We start from the raw sequence: 16716 nt of genomic DNA, 5'->3' as shown, positions 1-16716 counted from the left end.
GCCCCATGGCTGCAGACGACTGCGCGACCTTCGGCCTGGCACCGGCGATGCGCGCCGGGGGAGTCCTCGCGGACGGGGACTACCAGGTGCACCGGGACTTCGTGGACTTCATCGTCGACGGCCGCCCGCTGCTCTTCCAGCTCTCCGACCTGGACGCCGTGTCCCCGCTCGCCGCCGACATCCCGCCCGCGATCTTCGCGCACCACGTGAAGCGGCTGCTCCTGGAGGCGGAGGCACCGCTGCCCGGCGGACGCTGCGTGATCTACGGGTGCCCGGAGTGCGAGGGGATCGAGTGCGGGGCGGTGACGGCGGTGATCGAGCGGGACGGTTCGGACGGTTCGGATTACGTGTGGCGGGACTTCGCCTGGCAGACCGACGAGCGGGTCGACCTGGAGCTGAACGGCTACCACGGCATTGGCCCGTTCCGCTTCCGCGCCGCCGAGTACCGGGCGGTGCTCGGGCGGCTGCTGAGCAGCGGGGGACCGCTGGTGCCGCCGCGCCGCAAGGTGCTGCTGATCGGCGCCCGCGTCGCCGTCCTCGCCCGGCTCGCGGCGGCGCTGCGCACCATCGGTGTCGGCGCGGACATCACCGAGGACGCGTCCGGTGTACCGCCCGAGGAGCTGCGTACGTACGGGGTGGTGGCCTTCGGCCGGGCGGTCGAGGAGAGCCAACGGGCCGCGGTCCGGCGGGATTTCGACCGATCCGGGGCCGACGTCGCGTACGTGGACGGCTACGCGCCGATCGTCCCGCTCCTCGTCGCCCAGATCGAGAGCGCGCTGGACCGCGTCCCGCCGGCGCAGCGCCGCCTGACGCGGCTGGTCGCCGCCGACGGCGAGGTGGGCGTGGAGGTCACTTCCACGTGCCGCGTCCACATCACGGCGTACCGCCTCGACCGCCTCTACCGCACACACACGCACGACGTCTTCGACGCGGTCCTGGCCCCCGGCCGCCACCGCATCCCGCTCGACACCAAGGCGACGAAGGGCCAGTCCTTCCTGGTGGCCCGCACGACGGGGAGCGTGCTGGTGGCGCGGATGGAACGCTGACGGTGCGGTCCCCGCGGACCGGGCGGCATCGCGCCGACGCCGCGCACGGGGATCCCGTTCCCCCGGGGTGGTCGACCCGGTGGGTTGCCGCCCGTGGGGTCGTCCGCTGGTCCCGTTCCCCCGCTCGTCTCCCACCCACCCGCCCCCTCCGGGGCGGTCGGCCCGACGGGGTGCCGCCCCCACTTTGGGCAATCTGCCGCCTGACCACGGTTCCCTCCCCGTGACGTCAGGGCCCGCCCGCCTTGGGCAATCTGCCGCCTTGGGCGGCAGGGTGGGCAAGGCGGCACCCCGGTGCGGCGCGACGAGAACGGTGGGCGCCGGCACGGTGCGGCCGAGCGAGCCCGGTGCGGCGCAACGAGAACGGGGGCGCACTCCCCGGTGCAGGTCGATGCCCCCGGTGCGGCGCGGCGAGAACGGTGGGCGCCGGCACGGTGCGGCCGAGCGAGCCCGGTGCGGCGCAACGAGAACGGGGGCGCACTCCCCGGTGCAGCTCGATGCCCCCGGCGCCGCGCGACGAAATCGGTGGGCGCCGACCCCGGTGCAGGTCCAAGCCCCGGCGCCGCGCAACGCGCCGACCCCGCCACGGATCAACCGCGCGACCGCGCAACCGCACCCCGACTAGAATCACCCCCCTGATGACTGCAACGCTCGTAGCCAAGAACCTCGCCGCCGGACACGGCGACCGCACCCTCTTCTCCGGTCTCGACCTCGTCGTCGCCCCCGGCGACGTCATCGGACTCGTCGGCGCCAACGGCGCCGGAAAGTCCACGCTCCTGCGCCTCCTCGCCGCCCTCACCACCCCCGAGGAGGGAGACGTACGGCTCTCCCCGCCGACCGCCACCGTCGGCCACCTCCCGCAGGAGCCCGACCGCCGCCCCGGCGAGACGATCCGCGAGTTCCTGGCCCGCCGCACCGGCGTGACCGAGGCGCAGCGCACCATGGACGAGGCCACCCAGGGCCTCGTCGACGGCGCGCCCGGCGCCGACGACGCGTACGCCACGAGCCTGGAGCGCTGGCTGAACCTGGGCGGCGCCGACCTGGACGAACGCGCCGAGGAGGTCGCGGAACAACTCGGCCTGGACGTCGGCCTCGACCAGGCGATGACGTCCCTGTCCGGCGGCCAGGCGGCCCGCGCAGGCCTCGCCTCCCTCCTCCTGTCCCGCTACGACGTCTTCCTCCTCGACGAGCCGACCAACGACCTCGACCTGGAAGGCCTGGACCGCCTGGAGGCCTTCGTACGCGGCCTGCGCGCCGGCACCGTCGTCGTCAGCCACGACCGCGAGTTCCTCACCCGCACCGTCACCAAGGTCCTCGAACTCGACCACGCCCAACAGGAGATCAACCTCTACGGAGGCGGGTACGCCGCCTACTTGGAAGAGCGCGAGGTCGCACGCCGCCACGCGCGCGAGGAGTACGAGGAGTACTCCGACAAGAAGTCGGCCCTGGAAGGCCGCGCCCAGATGCAGCGCAGCTGGATGGACAAGGGCGTCAAGAACGCTCGGCGAAAGGCCACCGACAGCGACAAGCTGGGCCGCAAGTTCCGCAGCGAGGCGAGCGAGAAGCAGGCCGCGAAGGCCCGGCAGACGCAGAAGATGATCGAGCGCCTCGACGTCGTGGACGAGCCCCGCAAGGAGTGGGAACTGCGCATGGAGATCGCGGCGGCACCCCGCTCGGGCGCCGTCGTGGCATCGCTGCGGGACGCCGAACTACAGCGCGGAGACTTCTCCTTCGGCCCCGTGACGCTCCAGATCGACTGGGCGGACCGCGTCGCGATCACCGGCGCGAACGGCTCCGGCAAGTCCACACTGCTCGCCACCCTGCTCGGCCGCGTCCCCCTGAACTCCGGCCACGCGACGCTGGGTTCGGGCGTGGTCGTCGGCGAAGTGGACCAGGCCCGCGCCCTGTTCCACGGCCCCGAAACGCTGCTCGACGCCTTCGGAGCGGCCGTCCCCGCCATGGAGCCGGCCGAAGTCCGCACGCTGCTCGCCAAGTTCGGCCTGAAGGCGTACCACGTGCTGCGCCCCGCGGCCACCCTCTCCCCGGGCGAACGCACCCGCGCGGCCCTCGCCCTCCTCCAGGGCCGAGGCGTCAACCTCCTGGTCCTGGACGAGCCGACGAACCACCTCGACCTCCCCGCGATCGAGCAACTGGAGTCGGCCCTGTCGACCTACGAGGGCACTCTGCTCCTGGTCACCCACGACCGCAGGATGCTGGAGGCGGTCCAGACGACGCGACGCCTTGAGGTGTCCGACGGCAAGGTGACCGAGCTGTAAGGGGCACCGGGAGCTGTGCGCCCAGCCACGACCGGGCGCACAGTTCCCCGACACCAACCCCGGAGGGCCTAGGTCAGCCCCGCCTTGCGCAACGCATCGGCCATGGCCGAGTTGGCAGGCGCGGCCGCGGGCCGCCCCTTGCCTCCACCCTTGCCGCCGCCGCCACTGCCCTGTCGGGACTGCCGAGGCGGCTTGCGGTCACCACGTCCCCCGCTCCCGCCGGAGGCCTTGGCCTTCTCGTCGTCGAGACGCAGCGTCAGCGAGATCCGCTTGCGCGGCACGTCGACTTCGAGGACCTTCACCTTGACGATGTCGCCGGGCTTGACCACGTCCCGTGGGTCCTTGACGTACGTACGGGACAACGCAGAGACGTGCGCGAGCCCGTCCTGGTGCACGCCGACGTCGATGAACGCCCCGAAGGCGGCCACATTGGTGACCACACCCTCCAGGATCATCCCCGGCTCCAGGTCGCCGATCTTCTCGACGCCCTCCTTGAACGTGGCCGTCTTGAAGGCGGGCCGCGGGTCGCGCCCCGGCTTCTCCAGCTCCTTCAGGATGTCGGTGACGGTCGGCAGACCGAACGTGTCGTCCACGTAGTCGGCCGGATTGAGCGAGCGCAGCGCCCCCGCGTCACCGACGAGCGAGGCGACCTGGCCACCCGTCGACTTCGCCATCCGGCGCACCACCGGGTACGCCTCCGGGTGCACGGACGACGCGTCCAGCGGGTCGTCGCCGCGGATCCGCAGGAAGCCCGCGCACTGCTCGTATGCCTTCGGGCCGAGGCGCGCCACGTCCTTGAGGCCCTTGCGGTTGGTGAACGGGCCGTTGGAGTCGCGGTGCGTCACGATGTTCTCCGCGAGCCCCGCGCCGATGCCGGACACGCGCGCGAGGAGCGGCGCGGAGGCGGTGTTCACGTCCACCCCGACACCGTTCACACAGTCCTCGACCACGGCATCCAGTGAACGCGACAGCTTCACTTCGCTCAGGTCGTGCTGGTACTGACCGACACCGATCGACTTCGGGTCGATCTTCACGAGTTCGGCGAGCGGGTCCTGCAGCCGCCGTGCGATCGACACGGCCCCGCGCAGCGAGACGTCCATGTCGGGCAGCTCCTGCGAGGCGAAGGCCGACGCCGAGTACACCGAGGCGCCCGCCTCGCTCACCATCACCTTGGTGAGCTTCAACTCCGGGTGCTTGGTGATGAGTTCACCGGCGAGCTTGTCGGTCTCGCGGGACGCCGTGCCGTTGCCGATCGCGATCAGGTCGACCGCGTGCGCCTTGGAGAGCTTCGCCAGCTTGGCGATCGCCTCGTCCCAGCGGTTGGCCGGGACGTGCGGGTGGATGACGTCGGTGGCGACGACCTTGCCGGTGTCGTCGACGACCGCGACCTTCACACCCGTACGGAAACCGGGGTCGAGCCCCAGTGTCGCGCGCGTGCCGGCGGGGGCGGCGAGCAGCAGGTCGCGCAGATTCGCCGCGAACACCTTGACCGCCTCGTCCTCGGCGGCCGTGCGCAACCGGGTGCGCAGGTCGAGGCCGAGGTGCACCAGGATGCGCGTGCGCCAGGCCCAACGGACCGTGTCCTGAAGCCACTTGTCGCCCGGACGGCCCTGGTTGGTGACCCCGAACCGGCCGGCGATGATCGGCTCGTACGAAGACGGAGCCGCGGAGTCGGCGTCCGCGGACGGCTCCTCCGGCTCCAGGACGAGCTCCAGCACGTCCTCCTTCTCGCCGCGCAGCATCGCCAGGACGCGGTGCGAGGGCAGCGCGGTGAAGGGCTCCGCGAAGTCGAAGTAGTCGGCGAACTTGGCGCCCGCCTCCTCCTTGCCGGACTTCACCTTCGCCGCGAGCCGGCCGCGCCCCCACATGCGCTCACGCAGCTCGCCGATCAGGTCGGCGTCCTCCGAGAAGCGCTCGGTGAGGATCGCGCGGGCCCCGTCGAGCGCGGCCTGCGCGTCGGCGACGCCCTTCTCGGCGTCCACGAACGCGGCAGCGGCGGCCTGCGGCTCCACCGACGGGTCGCCGAGCAGCCCCTCCGCCAGCGGCTCGAGCCCCGCCTCACGCGCGATCTGCGCCTTCGTGCGCCGCTTGGGCTTGAAGGGCAGGTAGATGTCCTCCAGCCGCGCCTTGGTGTCGGCGGCGCGGATCCGCGCCTCCAGCTCCCCGGTCAGCTTGCCCTGCTCGCGCACCGATTCGAGGACGGCGGTGCGCCGCTCCTCCAGCTCACGCAGATACCGCAGCCGCTCTTCCAGGGTGCGCAGCTGGGCATCGTCGAGGGACTCCGTCGCCTCCTTGCGGTAGCGGGCGATGAAGGGCACTGTCGAGCCGCCGTCGAGCAACTCGACCGCGGACTTCACCTGCCGCTCCCGAACGCCTAGTTCCTCGGCAATCCTGCTCTCGATGGACCCGAACCCGGATCCAGCAGTGGTGCCAACTGTGGGTGTCGCCACGATCCCGTACCGCCTATGTCGACTGAGGTTGCGCCGCAATTGTGGCAGGTGGCACCGACACTCGGGGATCAGGGAGGTCAGACGCGGTGCCCACGGCCGGACCGGGAGGCGCCGCCGAACAGCCTGGCGAGTGCACGGAACGGCAAGGTCACGACGGTGGCGATGGCCCCGGCGATCTGGCGCAGAATGTCGGCGATTGCACGGAACATGCTGGTTCTCCTCTCGTGTGTCCCGGCCACATCAGTGGCCAGGACACACGAGTACCTCGCCCGCGCCGGACAAATCCTCAGGCGGCCTTGCCGATCAGGTCCGCGGGGAAGGCGCCGTTGCCGAGCGCCGAGCCGACGAAGGCCGTCGCCAGCTCGGTGAGCCGGGCGACGCCGGTCTCGCCGAGGTGCTCGTAGGGGGCGCGGTCGAGCGCGTCGGTCCGGTGCTCGATCTCGGCGCGCAGCGTCACGCCCTGCTCGGTGAGCGTCAACTCCTCGCCGCCGGTGAGCAGTCCACGCGCGCGAAGCCGCTCGGCGGCCGCGTCGTACTCGGACCTGTCCCAGCCGCGCGTGGCGAGCAGCCACTTCGGGGCCATGCCCTTGCCGGTCGCGACGTGGCTCACGAGTGCCTCGACCGGGTCGAGTTCGGCGCCGAGCAGCGCCGCGATGTGCCCGTCGCCGCGGTGCTCGCGCAGCAGCGTCGTGGCGTGCCAGTACGCCATGTGCGGCGCCTGCGGCACGTCGAGGTCGGCGTGGGCGGCGTACAGCGGGCGGGCGTGCCGGGTGCACGCCTCCGCGGCGCGCAGGGCGAGCTCGGCGGCCTCGGCCATCTCCTGGGAGGCGAGCGCCTCCTCGCCGAGCAGGCGGCGCAGCGTCGAGTCGACGGCACGCGCGCGTGCCGCGAGCACCGCCTCCGGGGAGGCGGCCTCCCACACGGCCGGCACGTGCCGGGCCACCAGCTCGTGCTTGAAGTTGTAGAAGGTGGCGGTCACGGTCCCGGCCCCGACGGCCCCCATGGGCGCGGAGCGCGCCGCGAGGTAGGCGGCGCTGGAGTCGGTCACGCCGATGGCGGCCAGTTCCTTGCCGAGGTCGGGCGAGAAGTAGTGCGTCGAGTGGAACGGGTTGAGCACGTTGTGGCAGTGGCGGGCGGCGCGCAGGCGGGGATCCGAAGTCATGCGGCTACGTTACCGACCGGTCGGTACGGGCGACAGTGCCGGGCGGCCGGTCATGGCAGAAGAATGGCCCGCACTCCGCCGCGTACCGCCCCGGTCCCCCTCCTTGCCCGCTGAGCCTCAGGCCCCCACGGTCCACCCGAACCGCGGCGCGCGCCGCTCCAGGAACGCGGCGACGCCCTCCGCGCTCTCGCCGCCGGCGCGCGCCTGCTCGGCCCAGTGCGCGTCCCGATCCGTGCGGCCGGTCACGAACTCCTTCGCCGCGGCCTGCGTCAGCTGCGAGCGGGCGGCAAGGGTGCGGGTGAACTCGACGACCCGCTTGTCCAGTGCGTCCTCGGGCAGCACCTCGTCCACGAGCCCGGTGCGCAGCGCACGCTCGGACCCGATCAACTCACCGGAGAACAGCAGGTACTTGGCGGTCGCCGGGCCCACGAGCGCGGCGAGGCGGCGCGTGGAGGAGGCCGGGTAGACGATCCCGAGCTTGGCCGGGGTCACCCCGAACCGTGCGCCGTCGGCCGCGAAGCGCAGATCGCAGGCCGCCGCCAACTGGCTGCCGCCTCCCACGCAGAACCCGCGCACCACGGCGAGCGTCGGCTTCGGGAAGGCCGCGAGCGCGTCCTCCGCCGCGACCGCGAGCCCCTGCGCCGCCCCCTCGCCGAGAGTCGATATGTCGGCCCCGGCGCAGAACGTGTCCCCGGCTCCGGTGAGCACGAGAACCCGTACCTGTGGATCGGCCGCGAGCCGTTCGAGGAGCGGCGGCAGGGACGCCCACATGGCGTCGGTCATGGCGTTGCGCTTGGCCGGGTGATCGATCACGACGGTGGCGACACCCTCGGCGACGGCGTGCGTGAGCTGCGGCGGGGACACGGAAGACATGGGCGGATGCTAGCCGGGCGATCGGCGCGGTCGACGTGTCGGGCAGCTCGTAGAACAAGCTTAAGAAGGCTTAAGTCGGGCGTATTCGGGGCGGGAGTGATCAACTCTCTGGCCGGCTCGGCCAGTAACGATCAAATGCCGTCGATACTCGCTGACTTCTGGTCAGTCCCGCGGCCCGAAGCAGGTGATTCCCAACACTCGATACGTGGTGACAATCGAGCGCAAGGGCGGCGACCTGAAAATGAGCGACCACGGGTGGGGATCCCACCCACGTCCTCAGGGCAGCGGGGGAGCGCCCCCTGATCGACCTGCGGACGGGCCGCTCCCGTACGAGGGAGTGTGGCGGTTCACGACGCAGGCGGTCGACGCCTCCGTGCCGCAGGCCCGGCGCGCGGTGCGGGAGTTGCTCACCCGGCAGGGCGTGCCCGCCCCTGACGATCTGGTGCACGGGCTGCTCGTGATCGTCTCCGAACTCGTCACGAACGCGGTGAAGCACGCCGCCGTGGTCTCGCCGATGCTCGCCGTGGAGGTCGCCGTGGGCCCCGAGTGGGTGCGGGTGTCCGTGGAGGACGAACACCCCTACAAACCCACGGCATTGGAGGCCACCAGCGGTCAGACCGGCGGCCGCGGCCTGCTGCTCGTCCGCGAGATCACCGCGGAGGCGGGCGGCGTCTGCGACGTCACGAACACCGCGAGCGGGGGCAAGGTGATCTGGGCCGCCCTGCCCCTCAAGCACGAGACGCTCACCAGCCCGCCGACTGGCCTGTCAGCTCCCTGACCGCGGGCCGCGCCGCGTCGAGGACCGTCATGAACCACGCGGAGAACGGGTCCTTGGCGTGCCGCTCGGCCAGCTCGTCGGCCGTCACGAACGCCGTCGCCCCGACCTCCTCCGGGTCGGGGCTCAGTGACGCCTGCACCAGGCCCACGAAGAGGTGGTTGTACTCCTGCTCCACCAGGCCCGACTCCGGGTCCGGGTGGTTGTAGCGCACGGTGCCGGCCTCGGCCATCAGCGACGGTGAGACGCCGAGCTCCTCGTAGGTGCGGCGCGCGGCCGCCGCGAACGGGGCCTCGCCGGGGTACGGGTGGCCGCAGCAGGTGTTCGACCAGACGCCGGGGGAGTGGTACTTGCCGAGCGCCCGCTGCTGCAGCAGCAGCCGGCCCTGCTCGTCGAAGAGGAACACGGAGAACGCTCTGTGCAGCTGACCGGGCGGCTGGTGCGCCGCCAGCTTCTCCGCCGTGCCGATCGTCCTGCCGTCCTCGTCGACGAGTTCCAGCAAGATCGCTTCCGCGCTGTCGTTCGACGAGCTGTTCGTCGTGGGGGCAGGTGAGATCGGCATACCCATCCTTCGTTTCGGTCCTCGAACCAAGTCTGCCGTACGGGACCGACATCCCCCGCGCTGCCGGTGTCCCGCAAGTCCCGCCCGGCCTCGCGGCCGGGCGGGACCACCGCAGGCGCCTGGTCAGACGCCGAACGCGGCCGGGTAGGTGATCGTGCCCCGCGGAAGCTGTCCGGAATCGTCGCCTTCATCCAGAACGAGAGCCATCATCGCCTCGTCCGGTACGTCGAAACCGGGCCGGATGCCGTACCCGGAGGCGGGCGTGAAGCCGAACCTCGGGTAGTACTCCGGATGCCCGAGGACCAGCACAAGTCGCTCCCCACGCGCGCGTGCCGCCTCCAGCACCGCACGTACGACGGCCGAACCGGCCCCTGTGCGCTGGTACCGCGGCAGCACCGCACAGGGCGCGAGCGCCGCGGCGGGCGCGCCGTCCACGGTGCAGCGGGTGATCAGTGCGTACGCGGCCACGGTGCCGTCCGCGGCCTCGGCCACGTACGACAGTCCCTCCAGCCACGCGTCCGGGTCGGCGCGCAGGGCGTCGACGAGGTCGGCTTCGGCTTCGGTGGGGAAGGCGGCGGCGTTGACGGCGTGCACAGCCGCCCGGTCGGCCCCGGTCTCGGGGCGAGCACGCCACGCGTGCGTCATGTTGTCGGTCAACTTGAGAACCTTTGAGTGAGGGCGTCGCTCAGTGGCGGACGGCCCGAGGAGAAGTGGGGACAGACGTGTCACTGCACGGGGCAGTGCTCACCGCGACGACAGTCATCAACCCACCTCCTCAAAGATCAATGGCCACGATATCACTCAGTGGCACAGCCGCGCCTCGTGCTCGGCGTGCCCGGTCGGCTCCAGCTGGAACGTGCAGTGCTCCACATCGAAGTGGTCGCCGAGGCAGCCCTGCAGTTCGTGGAGCATCTTCTCGTGGCCGATCGAGCCGAGCATCTCCGTGCTGACGACCACGTGCGCCGAGAGCACCGGCATCCCCGAAGTGATCGTCCAGGCGTGCAGATCGTGTACGTCCTCGACGCCGGGCAGCGCCAGTATGTGGGCCCTGACCTCCGCCATGTCGACGCCCTTCGGAGCCGATTCGAGCAGCACGTTCAACGTCTCGCGCAGCAGCTTCACCGTACGCGGGACGATCATGAGGCCGATGACGAGCGAGGCGATCGGGTCGGCGGGCTGCCAGCCCGTGGTCAGGATGATCGCGGCGGAGACCAGCACCGCGAGGGAACCGAGCGCGTCGGCGGCCACCTCCAGGAAGGCGCCGCGCACGTTCAGGCTCTCCTGCTGGCCCTTCACCAGGAGGGACAGCGAAATCATGTTCGCCACCAGGCCGATCAGGCCGAAGACGATCGTCTGCCCGCCCGCCGTCTCGGCCGGCTCCATGAACCGCTGGATCGCCTCGTACAGGACATAGCCGCCGACGCCGAGCAGCAGCAGACAGTTGGCGAGCGCGGCGAGGATCTCGGCGCGCGCGTACCCGAAGGTGCGCTGGTCGCTCGCGGGGCGGTTGGCGAAGTGGATCGCGATCAGGGCCATCGCGAGACCGAGCGCGTCCGTCGCCATGTGGGCGGCGTCGGCGATCAGGGCGAGCGAGTCGGCGACGATGCCGCCGATGATCTCCACCACCATCACGGTCAACGTGATCGACAGCGCGATGCGCAGCCGCCCGCGGTGTGCGGCGGCGGCCGTCCCGGTCGTCGGTCCGTGACTGTGCCCGTGGTCGTGATCGTGCCCGAGGCCCATCGAAAACCCCCTACGTATCGATCCGGCTCGTTGCCCTGGTCGGGGGCGACGATCACAGTGAACTACGGGTAGGGGGTATCCGCAAACATGGCGCTGAACACCGTTGTCATGTGCCCTGACCTGCGTAAACGATGTGACGCGAGTACGCAGGTCAGGGCGCCGCGGAGATCACTTCCCGGTCGCCTCGGGATGCCGCAGACACCAGCCGGACCAGGCCGACCCGACCATCTCGCGCACACCGCGCCGCGCGCTCCAGCCGAGCTCCTTCTCGGCGAGCGCGGAGGAGCCGACCGCGCGCGGGGCGTCGCCCGGACGGCGCGGTTCGACGATCGCGGGGGTGCGGTTCCCGGACACCTCCGCGATCAGGTCGATCAGCTCGCGCACGGAAGCGCCCTGCCCGGTGCCGATGTTGAGCGTCAGATCGCCGCTCGCGTCGGGCCCCGACAGCCGGCGGGCCGCCGCAAGGTGCGCCTCGGCGAGATCGGCGACGTGAATGTAGTCACGTACGCAGGTGCCGTCCGGGGTCGGGTAGTTGTCGCCGAAGATCCGCGGGGCCTCGCCGCGCGTCAGGCGGTCGAAGACCATCGGGATCACGTTGTAGACGCCGATGTCCGCGAGCTCCGGCGCCGCGGCGCCCGCCACGTTGAAGTAGCGCAGGCAGGCCGTCGCCATGCCGTGCGCCTGCCCGGCCGCCCGCACCAGCCACTCGCCCGCGAGCTTCGTCTCGCCGTACGGGTTCACGGGCGCGGTGGCCGTGGACTCGGTGATGAGGCCCACATCCGGGTTGCCGTAGACGGCCGCCGAAGAGGAGAACACGAAGCGGCGCACCCCGGCCGCCGCGACCGTCTCCAGGAGCGTGGCGAGCCCGCCCACGTTGTCCCGGTAGTACAGCTCCGGCTTCTCCACCGACTCGCCGACCTGCTTGTGCGCGGCGAGATGGACGACACCCGTCACCTCGTGCTCCGCGCACACCCGGGCCACCAACTCGGTGTCAAGCGCCGAGCCGCGCACCAGCGGGATCGTCTCGGGAAGCCGCGAGGGCACCCCCGAGGTCACGTTGTCGAGGACGACGACCCGCTCGCCCGCCTCCGTCATAGCCCGCGCCACATGGGCGCCGATGTATCCGGCTCCGCCGGTGATCAGCCACGTCATGGCGCACCACCCTATGACCGATGAGGACCGCCCCCGGTTACGGAGCCGGACCACCCCTGGTTTGTCGCCCGAGTGCTTGATCGTCAATGATGAGCGCGCGGTCGGCCCCGCGCGGATCGCATGAGACAGGGGCCAATCGGTCGGTAAACGGGCAGCGAACACCCGGTTGCGCCATCCGATAGCCTCTGCCGACATGCCGCCCGGCCGCGCGTCCCAGGGACCGCGTCGGGCGCCCCACCATGCATGAGCCCGGCGCCCCGTCGCGTCGGCACCCAAGGAGTGAGTTCGTCTGTCGACCGCCATCGTCACCGGATCGCCGGTCCCCGGATCTTCCCTGGAGGAAGATCTGCGGGCGCTCGGCTTCGACGTGCGGCTCGCGCCGGACACCGCGGACGCCGAAGCGGCGCTCGGGGGCGTCCCCGGTGAGCAGCGGGTCGCGGTCGTCGACGCGGGTTTCGTGGGCCATGTCCACGCCCTGCGTCTCGGCCTGACCGATCCGCGCTTTCCCGCGTCGGCGATCCCGGGCGCGCTCACCGCGCAGCCCGCCGCCCGTCAGGCGCTGACCCGCGCGGTCGCGCGGACCGGCGTCGACCCGGACGTCGTGGCCAAGAGCCTGGAGGCGGACGGCACCGACGTGCACCGCCCCGAACTCGGTGAGCTCGTCGCCGCGGTGCCCGCCGACCCGCAGGCCCGCAACGAGGCCCGGCAGGCCCTCGCCTCCGTCGACGACGAGGCGATCCGGCTGCGTACGGCGGTCAAGGCGCGCGACGGCTTCTTCACGACCTACTGCATCAGCCCGTACTCCCGTTACATCGCGCGCTGGTGCGCACGCCGGGGCCTGACCCCGAACCAGGTGACCACCGCGTCGCTGCTCGTCGCGCTGATCGCGGCGGGCTGCGCGGCCACCGGCACCCGCACCGGGTTCGTCGCGGCGGGCGTCCTGCTGCTCGCCTCCTTCGTCCTGGACTGCACCGACGGGCAGCTCGCCCGCTACTCGCTGCAGTACTCGACGATGGGCGCCTGGCTGGACGCGACGTTCGACCGGGCCAAGGAGTACGCCTATTACGCGGGCCTCGCGCTCGGCGCCGCCAACGCGAGCGGCGGCGGTGACGACGTGTGGGCGCTCGCGCTCGGCGCGATGGTGCTGCAAATTGGCCGGCACGTGATCGACTTCTCGTTCAACGAGGCGAATCACGACGCCGAGGCGCTGGGTGAATTGGCGGGGGCCAGCCCCACCGCGTCCCTGTCCGGCAAGCTCGACTCCGTCGGCTGGACCGTCTGGGCCCGCCGCATGGTCGTGCTGCCGATCGGTGAACGCTGGGCGCTGATCGCGCTCTTCACCGCGCTGACCACGCCGCGCATCACCTTCTACATGCTGCTCATCGGCTGCGCGCTCGCCGCCTGCTACACGACCGCGGGCCGCGTCCTGCGCTCGCTCACCCGCAGGGCGCGACGCACGGACCGTGCCGCCGAGGCGCTCGCCGACCTGTCCGACTCCGGCCCGATCGCCGAGGTGCTCGGAAAGACCCTCAAGGCGAAGGCCACCCTCGTCGTCGCCCCCGTGGTCGCCGCCGTCGGCGCCGCCGCGGTCGTCGCTGTGAGCGCCCTCACGGACTTCGGCAGCGCCTGGCCGATCGTGGCCGCCGCCGTGTACTGCGTCACGTCCGGGCTCGCCGTCGCCCGCCCCCTCAAGGGTGCCCTCGACTGGCTCGTGCCCCCGATCTTCCGGGCCGGGGAGTACCTGACGATCCTGATCCTCGCGGCCCGCGCGGACGTACAGGGCGCCCTGCCCGCGGCTTTCGGCCTCGTGGCGGCGGTCGCCTACCATCACTACGACACGGTGTACCGCATTCGCGGCAACGCCGGGGCGCCCCCGCACTGGCTGGTGCGGGCCATCGGCGGGCACGAAGGCCGCACACTGGTGGTCACGGTCCTCGCCGCGCTGTTCACCCCCACAGATTTCGCCATCGCGCTCACGGTGCTCGCCGTGGCCGTGGCACTCGTGGTGCTCGCAGAGAGCATCCGCTTCTGGGTCGCCTCCGCTCAGCGCGGAGCACCCGCCGTACACGATGAAGGAGAACCCGCATGATCGGCCTCGTCCTGGCCGCCGGCGCCGGCAGCCGGCTTCGCCCCTACACCGAGACGCTCCCCAAGGCGCTCGTGCCCGTCGTGGGCGAGGGAACCGAGAACGAGCTCTCCGTACTCGACCTCACGCTGAAGAACTTCGCGGAGATCGGCCTCACCGAGGTCGGCATCATCGTCGGCTACCGCAAGGAGGTCGTCTACGAGCGTCAGGCGGCGCTCGAGGCGAAGTACGGCCTGAAGCTCACGCTCATCGAGAACGACGTGGCCGAGAAGTGGAACAACGCGTACTCCCTGTGGTGCGGTCGTGACGCCATGAAGCACACGGTGATCCTCGCCAACGGCGACACCGTGCACCCGGTCTCCGTCGAGAAGACGCTGCTCGCCGCCCGCGGCGAGGGCAAGAAGATCATCCTCGCGCTCGACACGGTCAAGGACCTGGGCGACGAGGAGATGAAGGTCGTCGTGGACCCCGACAAGGGCGTCCAGAAGATCACGAAGCTGATGGACCCGTCCGAGGCCACCGGCGAGTACATCGGTGTGACCCTCATCGAGGGCGAGGCCGCCGACGAGCTGGCCGACGCCCTGAAGGCCACGTACGAGCGTGACCCGCAGCTGTACTACGAGGACGGCTACCAGGAGCTCGTGAACCGCGGCTTCAAGATCGACGTCGCGCCCATCGGCGACGTTCCGTGGGTCGAGATCGACAACCACGACGACCTGGCCAAGGGGCGGGAGATCGCGTGCCAGTACTGACGAGGCTCATTCCCTCGCCGGTCGTCGTCGACATTCGGTCGGGGGCGCTCGACGACCTGGCCAAGGTCCTCGCCGACGGGAGGATCTCGTCGTCCACGGGACGCCTGGCCATCGCGATCAGCGGTGGCTCGGGCGCCGTGCTGCGCGCCCGGCTGGAGCCCTCGCTGCCCCGCGCCGACTGGTTCGAGGTCGGCGGCGGCACGCTGGACGACGCGATCAAGCTCGCCGACGACGTCAAGAAGTCGAACCGCTACGACGCGCTCGTCGGCCTCGGCGGCGGCAAGATCATCGACTGCGCCAAGTTCGCCGCGTCGCGCGTCGGCGTGCCGCTGGTCGCCGTCGCGACGAACCTGTCGCACGACGGCCTGTGCTCGCCCGTCGCGACCCTCGACAACGACGCGGGCCGCGGCTCCTACGGTGTGCCGAACCCGATCGGTGTCGTGATCGACCTCGACATCATCCGCGAGGCCCCGGTGCGTTTCGTGCGCTCCGGCATCGGTGACGCCCTCTCCAACATCTCCGCGGTCGCGGACTGGGAGCTGGGCGCCCGCGAGCGCGGCGAGGACATCGACGGGCTCGCCGCCGCCATGGCCCGCCAGGCGGGCGAGGCGGTGCTGCGGCACCCCGGCGGCGTCGGCGACGACGACTTCCTTCAGGTGCTCGCCGAGGGCCTGGTCCTCACCGGTATCGCCATGTCGGTCTCCGGTGACTCGCGGCCCGCCTCCGGCGCCTGCCACGAGATCAACCACGCCTTCGATCTCCTCTACCCCAAGCGCGCCGCCAGCCATGGCGAGCAGTGCGGCCTGGGCGCGGCCTTCGCGATGCACCTGCGCGGTGCCCGCGAGCAGTCCGCGTACATGGTCGAGGTGCTGCGCAGGCACGGCCTGCCCGTGGCGCCCGAGGAGATCGGCTTCACCGTGGACGAGTTCGTGAAGGTCGTCGAGTTCGCTCCGCAGACCCGTCCGGGCCGCTTCACGATCCTCGAACACCTCGACCTCTCCACCGATCAGATCAGGGACGCCTACGCCGACTATGCAAAAGCCATCGGTAGCTGAACTCCGCCCGGTCGTTCACCCCGCCGGGGTGAAGGACCGCAGGAGCGGTGAGCACTGGATGGGCCGGCTCTACATGCGCGAACTCTCGCTGCGTGTGGACCGCCACCTGGTGAACACCAAGGTCTCGCCCAACCAGCTGACCTACCTGATGACCGTCTGCGGTGTCCTCGCTGCCCCGGCGCTCCTGGTGCCGGGCATCTGGGGCGCGGTCCTCGGCGTCGTCGCGGTGCAGCTGTACCTGCTGCTCGACTGCGTCGACGGCGAGATCGCGCGCTGGCGGGGGCAGTACTCGCTGACCGGCGTGTGGATGGACCGGGTCGGCGCGTATCTGACCGACGCCGCCGTCCTCGTCGGCTTCGGTCTTCGCGCCGCCGACGTGTTCGGCTCGGGGCGGATCGACTGGCTGTGGGCCTTCCTCGGCACGCTCGCCGCGCTCGGTGCCATCCTGATCAAGGCCGAGACGGACCTCGTGGGCCTGGCCCGCGCGGCCGGCGGCAAGGAGCAGGTCAAGGAGTCCGCGTCCGAGATGCGCTCCTCCGGCATGGCCCTGGCCCGCAGGGCCGCGGCCATGCTGAAGTTCCACCGGCTCATCCTGGGCATCGAGGCGACGCTCCTCATCCTGGTCCTCTCGGTCGTGGACCAGATGCGTGGCGACCTGTTCTTCTCGCGCCTCGGCGTGGCCGTCCTGGCGGGCATCGCGATCCTCCAGACCCTGCTCCACCTCGTGTCCATCCTCGCTTCGAGCAGGCTCAAGTGAGCGGCGGGACACAGCAGTTGAAGGTCGGCG

Annotated in this window: 15 protein-coding genes; 7 read left to right on the top strand and 8 right to left on the bottom strand. The window is 71.4% G+C overall.

Features of this window, described 5'->3' with window-relative positions:
* The first annotated feature begins 5 nt into the window (after positions 1–5).
* Positions 6–1046, top strand: a complete 1041-nt coding sequence (locus tag ACFYWS_RS28900) for an oxidoreductase (RefSeq protein ID WP_389281278.1) — start codon at positions 6–8, stop codon at positions 1044–1046.
* Positions 1047–1681: 635 nt separating this feature from the next.
* The gene (locus ACFYWS_RS28895) at positions 1682–3319 is read left to right on the top strand and encodes an ABC-F family ATP-binding cassette domain-containing protein (protein ID WP_389281276.1); all 1638 of its coding nucleotides are present in this window, start codon (positions 1682–1684) and stop codon (positions 3317–3319) included.
* Positions 3320–3387: 68 nt separating this feature from the next.
* Here the strand turns inward: ACFYWS_RS28895 and ACFYWS_RS28890 are convergent, their stop codons facing one another.
* The 4 genes from ACFYWS_RS28890 to ACFYWS_RS28875 all read right to left on the bottom strand — a co-directional run bounded on the left by ACFYWS_RS28890 (position 3388) and on the right by ACFYWS_RS28875 (position 7804).
* Positions 3388–5769 carry a Tex family protein gene (locus tag ACFYWS_RS28890; RefSeq protein WP_389281275.1) on the bottom strand — a complete coding sequence of 794 codons (2382 nt, stop codon included), beginning with the start codon at positions 5767–5769 and terminating at the stop codon, positions 3388–3390.
* 77 nt (positions 5770–5846) lie between these two features.
* Positions 5847–5978: an LPFR motif small protein gene (locus tag ACFYWS_RS28885; protein WP_389281274.1), complete on the bottom strand. Its 132-nt coding sequence runs from the start codon at positions 5976–5978 to the stop codon at positions 5847–5849.
* 77 nt (positions 5979–6055) lie between these two features.
* Positions 6056–6931, bottom strand: coding sequence for a hypothetical protein (locus ACFYWS_RS28880; RefSeq protein WP_389281273.1), 876 nt, complete (start codon positions 6929–6931; stop codon positions 6056–6058).
* A 117-nt stretch (positions 6932–7048) separates the two neighbouring features.
* Positions 7049–7804, bottom strand: a complete 756-nt coding sequence (locus ACFYWS_RS28875) for an enoyl-CoA hydratase/isomerase family protein (protein ID WP_389281271.1) — start codon at positions 7802–7804, stop codon at positions 7049–7051.
* A gap of 241 nt (positions 7805–8045) precedes the next feature.
* On the opposite strand from ACFYWS_RS28875, the gene ACFYWS_RS28870 reads away from it, so the two are divergent.
* Entirely contained in the window at positions 8046–8582 is a 537-nt protein-coding gene (locus ACFYWS_RS28870) for an ATP-binding protein (RefSeq protein WP_389281559.1), read from the top strand.
* On the opposite strand, the gene idi is transcribed toward ACFYWS_RS28870, so the two are convergent.
* The 4 genes from idi to galE all read right to left on the bottom strand — a co-directional run bounded on the left by idi (position 8548) and on the right by galE (position 12036).
* On the bottom strand, positions 8548–9141 hold the full coding sequence (gene idi / locus ACFYWS_RS28865; RefSeq protein ID WP_389281269.1) for an isopentenyl-diphosphate Delta-isomerase: 594 nt from the start codon (positions 9139–9141) through the stop codon (positions 8548–8550). The genes ACFYWS_RS28870 and idi overlap by 35 nt on opposite strands.
* A gap of 123 nt (positions 9142–9264) precedes the next feature.
* Positions 9265–9798, bottom strand: coding sequence for a GNAT family N-acetyltransferase (locus tag ACFYWS_RS28860; RefSeq protein WP_389281267.1), 534 nt, complete (start codon positions 9796–9798; stop codon positions 9265–9267).
* Positions 9799–9942: 144 nt separating this feature from the next.
* The gene (locus tag ACFYWS_RS28855) at positions 9943–10884 is read right to left on the bottom strand and encodes a cation diffusion facilitator family transporter (RefSeq protein WP_389281265.1); all 942 of its coding nucleotides are present in this window, start codon (positions 10882–10884) and stop codon (positions 9943–9945) included.
* Positions 10885–11052: 168 nt separating this feature from the next.
* Positions 11053–12036, bottom strand: coding sequence for a UDP-glucose 4-epimerase GalE (gene galE / locus ACFYWS_RS28850; RefSeq protein ID WP_389281264.1), 984 nt, complete (start codon positions 12034–12036; stop codon positions 11053–11055).
* A 289-nt stretch (positions 12037–12325) separates the two neighbouring features.
* On the opposite strand from galE, the gene ACFYWS_RS28845 reads away from it, so the two are divergent.
* From ACFYWS_RS28845 to ACFYWS_RS28830, 4 genes are read left to right on the top strand one after another with little or no spacing between them, the layout of a single operon-like run.
* Positions 12326–14125: a DUF5941 domain-containing protein gene (locus ACFYWS_RS28845; protein WP_389281558.1), complete on the top strand. Its 1800-nt coding sequence runs from the start codon at positions 12326–12328 to the stop codon at positions 14123–14125.
* Positions 14122–14874, top strand: a complete 753-nt coding sequence (locus ACFYWS_RS28840) for a sugar phosphate nucleotidyltransferase (RefSeq protein WP_389281263.1) — start codon at positions 14122–14124, stop codon at positions 14872–14874. The genes ACFYWS_RS28845 and ACFYWS_RS28840 overlap by 4 nt, the downstream gene beginning before the upstream one ends.
* The gene (locus tag ACFYWS_RS28835) at positions 14862–15929 is read left to right on the top strand and encodes an iron-containing alcohol dehydrogenase family protein (protein WP_389281261.1); all 1068 of its coding nucleotides are present in this window, start codon (positions 14862–14864) and stop codon (positions 15927–15929) included. Before ACFYWS_RS28840 ends, ACFYWS_RS28835 begins: the two co-directional genes overlap by 13 nt.
* Positions 15907–16686, top strand: coding sequence for a CDP-alcohol phosphatidyltransferase family protein (locus ACFYWS_RS28830; RefSeq protein WP_389281260.1), 780 nt, complete (start codon positions 15907–15909; stop codon positions 16684–16686). Before ACFYWS_RS28835 ends, ACFYWS_RS28830 begins: the two co-directional genes overlap by 23 nt.
* Positions 16687–16716 lie beyond the last annotated feature (30 nt).

Source organism: Streptomyces sp. NPDC002795 (assembly GCF_042888725.1).
Classification (GTDB): domain Bacteria; phylum Actinomycetota; class Actinomycetes; order Streptomycetales; family Streptomycetaceae; genus Streptomyces.
The sequence above is the reverse complement of the archived record's forward strand: the minus strand, read 5'-3'. Positions and strand labels throughout refer to the sequence as shown.

Excerpts from the sequence above, each read along its gene's own strand:
- ACFYWS_RS28900 (WP_389281278.1), top strand. The coding sequence starts at position 6 with ATGGCTGCAGACGACTGCGCGACCTTCGGCCTGGCACCGGCGATGCGC.
- ACFYWS_RS28895 (WP_389281276.1), top strand. The coding sequence starts at position 1,682 with ATGACTGCAACGCTCGTAGCCAAGAACCTCGCCGCCGGACACGGCGAC.
- ACFYWS_RS28885 (WP_389281274.1), bottom strand. The coding sequence starts at position 5,978 with ATGTTCCGTGCAATCGCCGACATTCTGCGCCAGATCGCCGGGGCCATC.
- ACFYWS_RS28880 (WP_389281273.1), bottom strand. The coding sequence starts at position 6,931 with ATGACTTCGGATCCCCGCCTGCGCGCCGCCCGCCACTGCCACAACGTG.
- ACFYWS_RS28875 (WP_389281271.1), bottom strand. The coding sequence starts at position 7,804 with ATGTCTTCCGTGTCCCCGCCGCAGCTCACGCACGCCGTCGCCGAGGGT.
- ACFYWS_RS28870 (WP_389281559.1), top strand. The coding sequence starts at position 8,046 with ATGAGCGACCACGGGTGGGGATCCCACCCACGTCCTCAGGGCAGCGGG.
- idi (WP_389281269.1), bottom strand. The coding sequence starts at position 9,141 with ATGCCGATCTCACCTGCCCCCACGACGAACAGCTCGTCGAACGACAGC.
- ACFYWS_RS28855 (WP_389281265.1), bottom strand. The coding sequence starts at position 10,884 with ATGGGCCTCGGGCACGATCACGACCACGGGCACAGTCACGGACCGACG.
- galE (WP_389281264.1), bottom strand. The coding sequence starts at position 12,036 with ATGACGTGGCTGATCACCGGCGGAGCCGGATACATCGGCGCCCATGTG.
- ACFYWS_RS28840 (WP_389281263.1), top strand. The coding sequence starts at position 14,122 with ATGATCGGCCTCGTCCTGGCCGCCGGCGCCGGCAGCCGGCTTCGCCCC.
- ACFYWS_RS28830 (WP_389281260.1), top strand. The coding sequence starts at position 15,907 with ATGCAAAAGCCATCGGTAGCTGAACTCCGCCCGGTCGTTCACCCCGCC.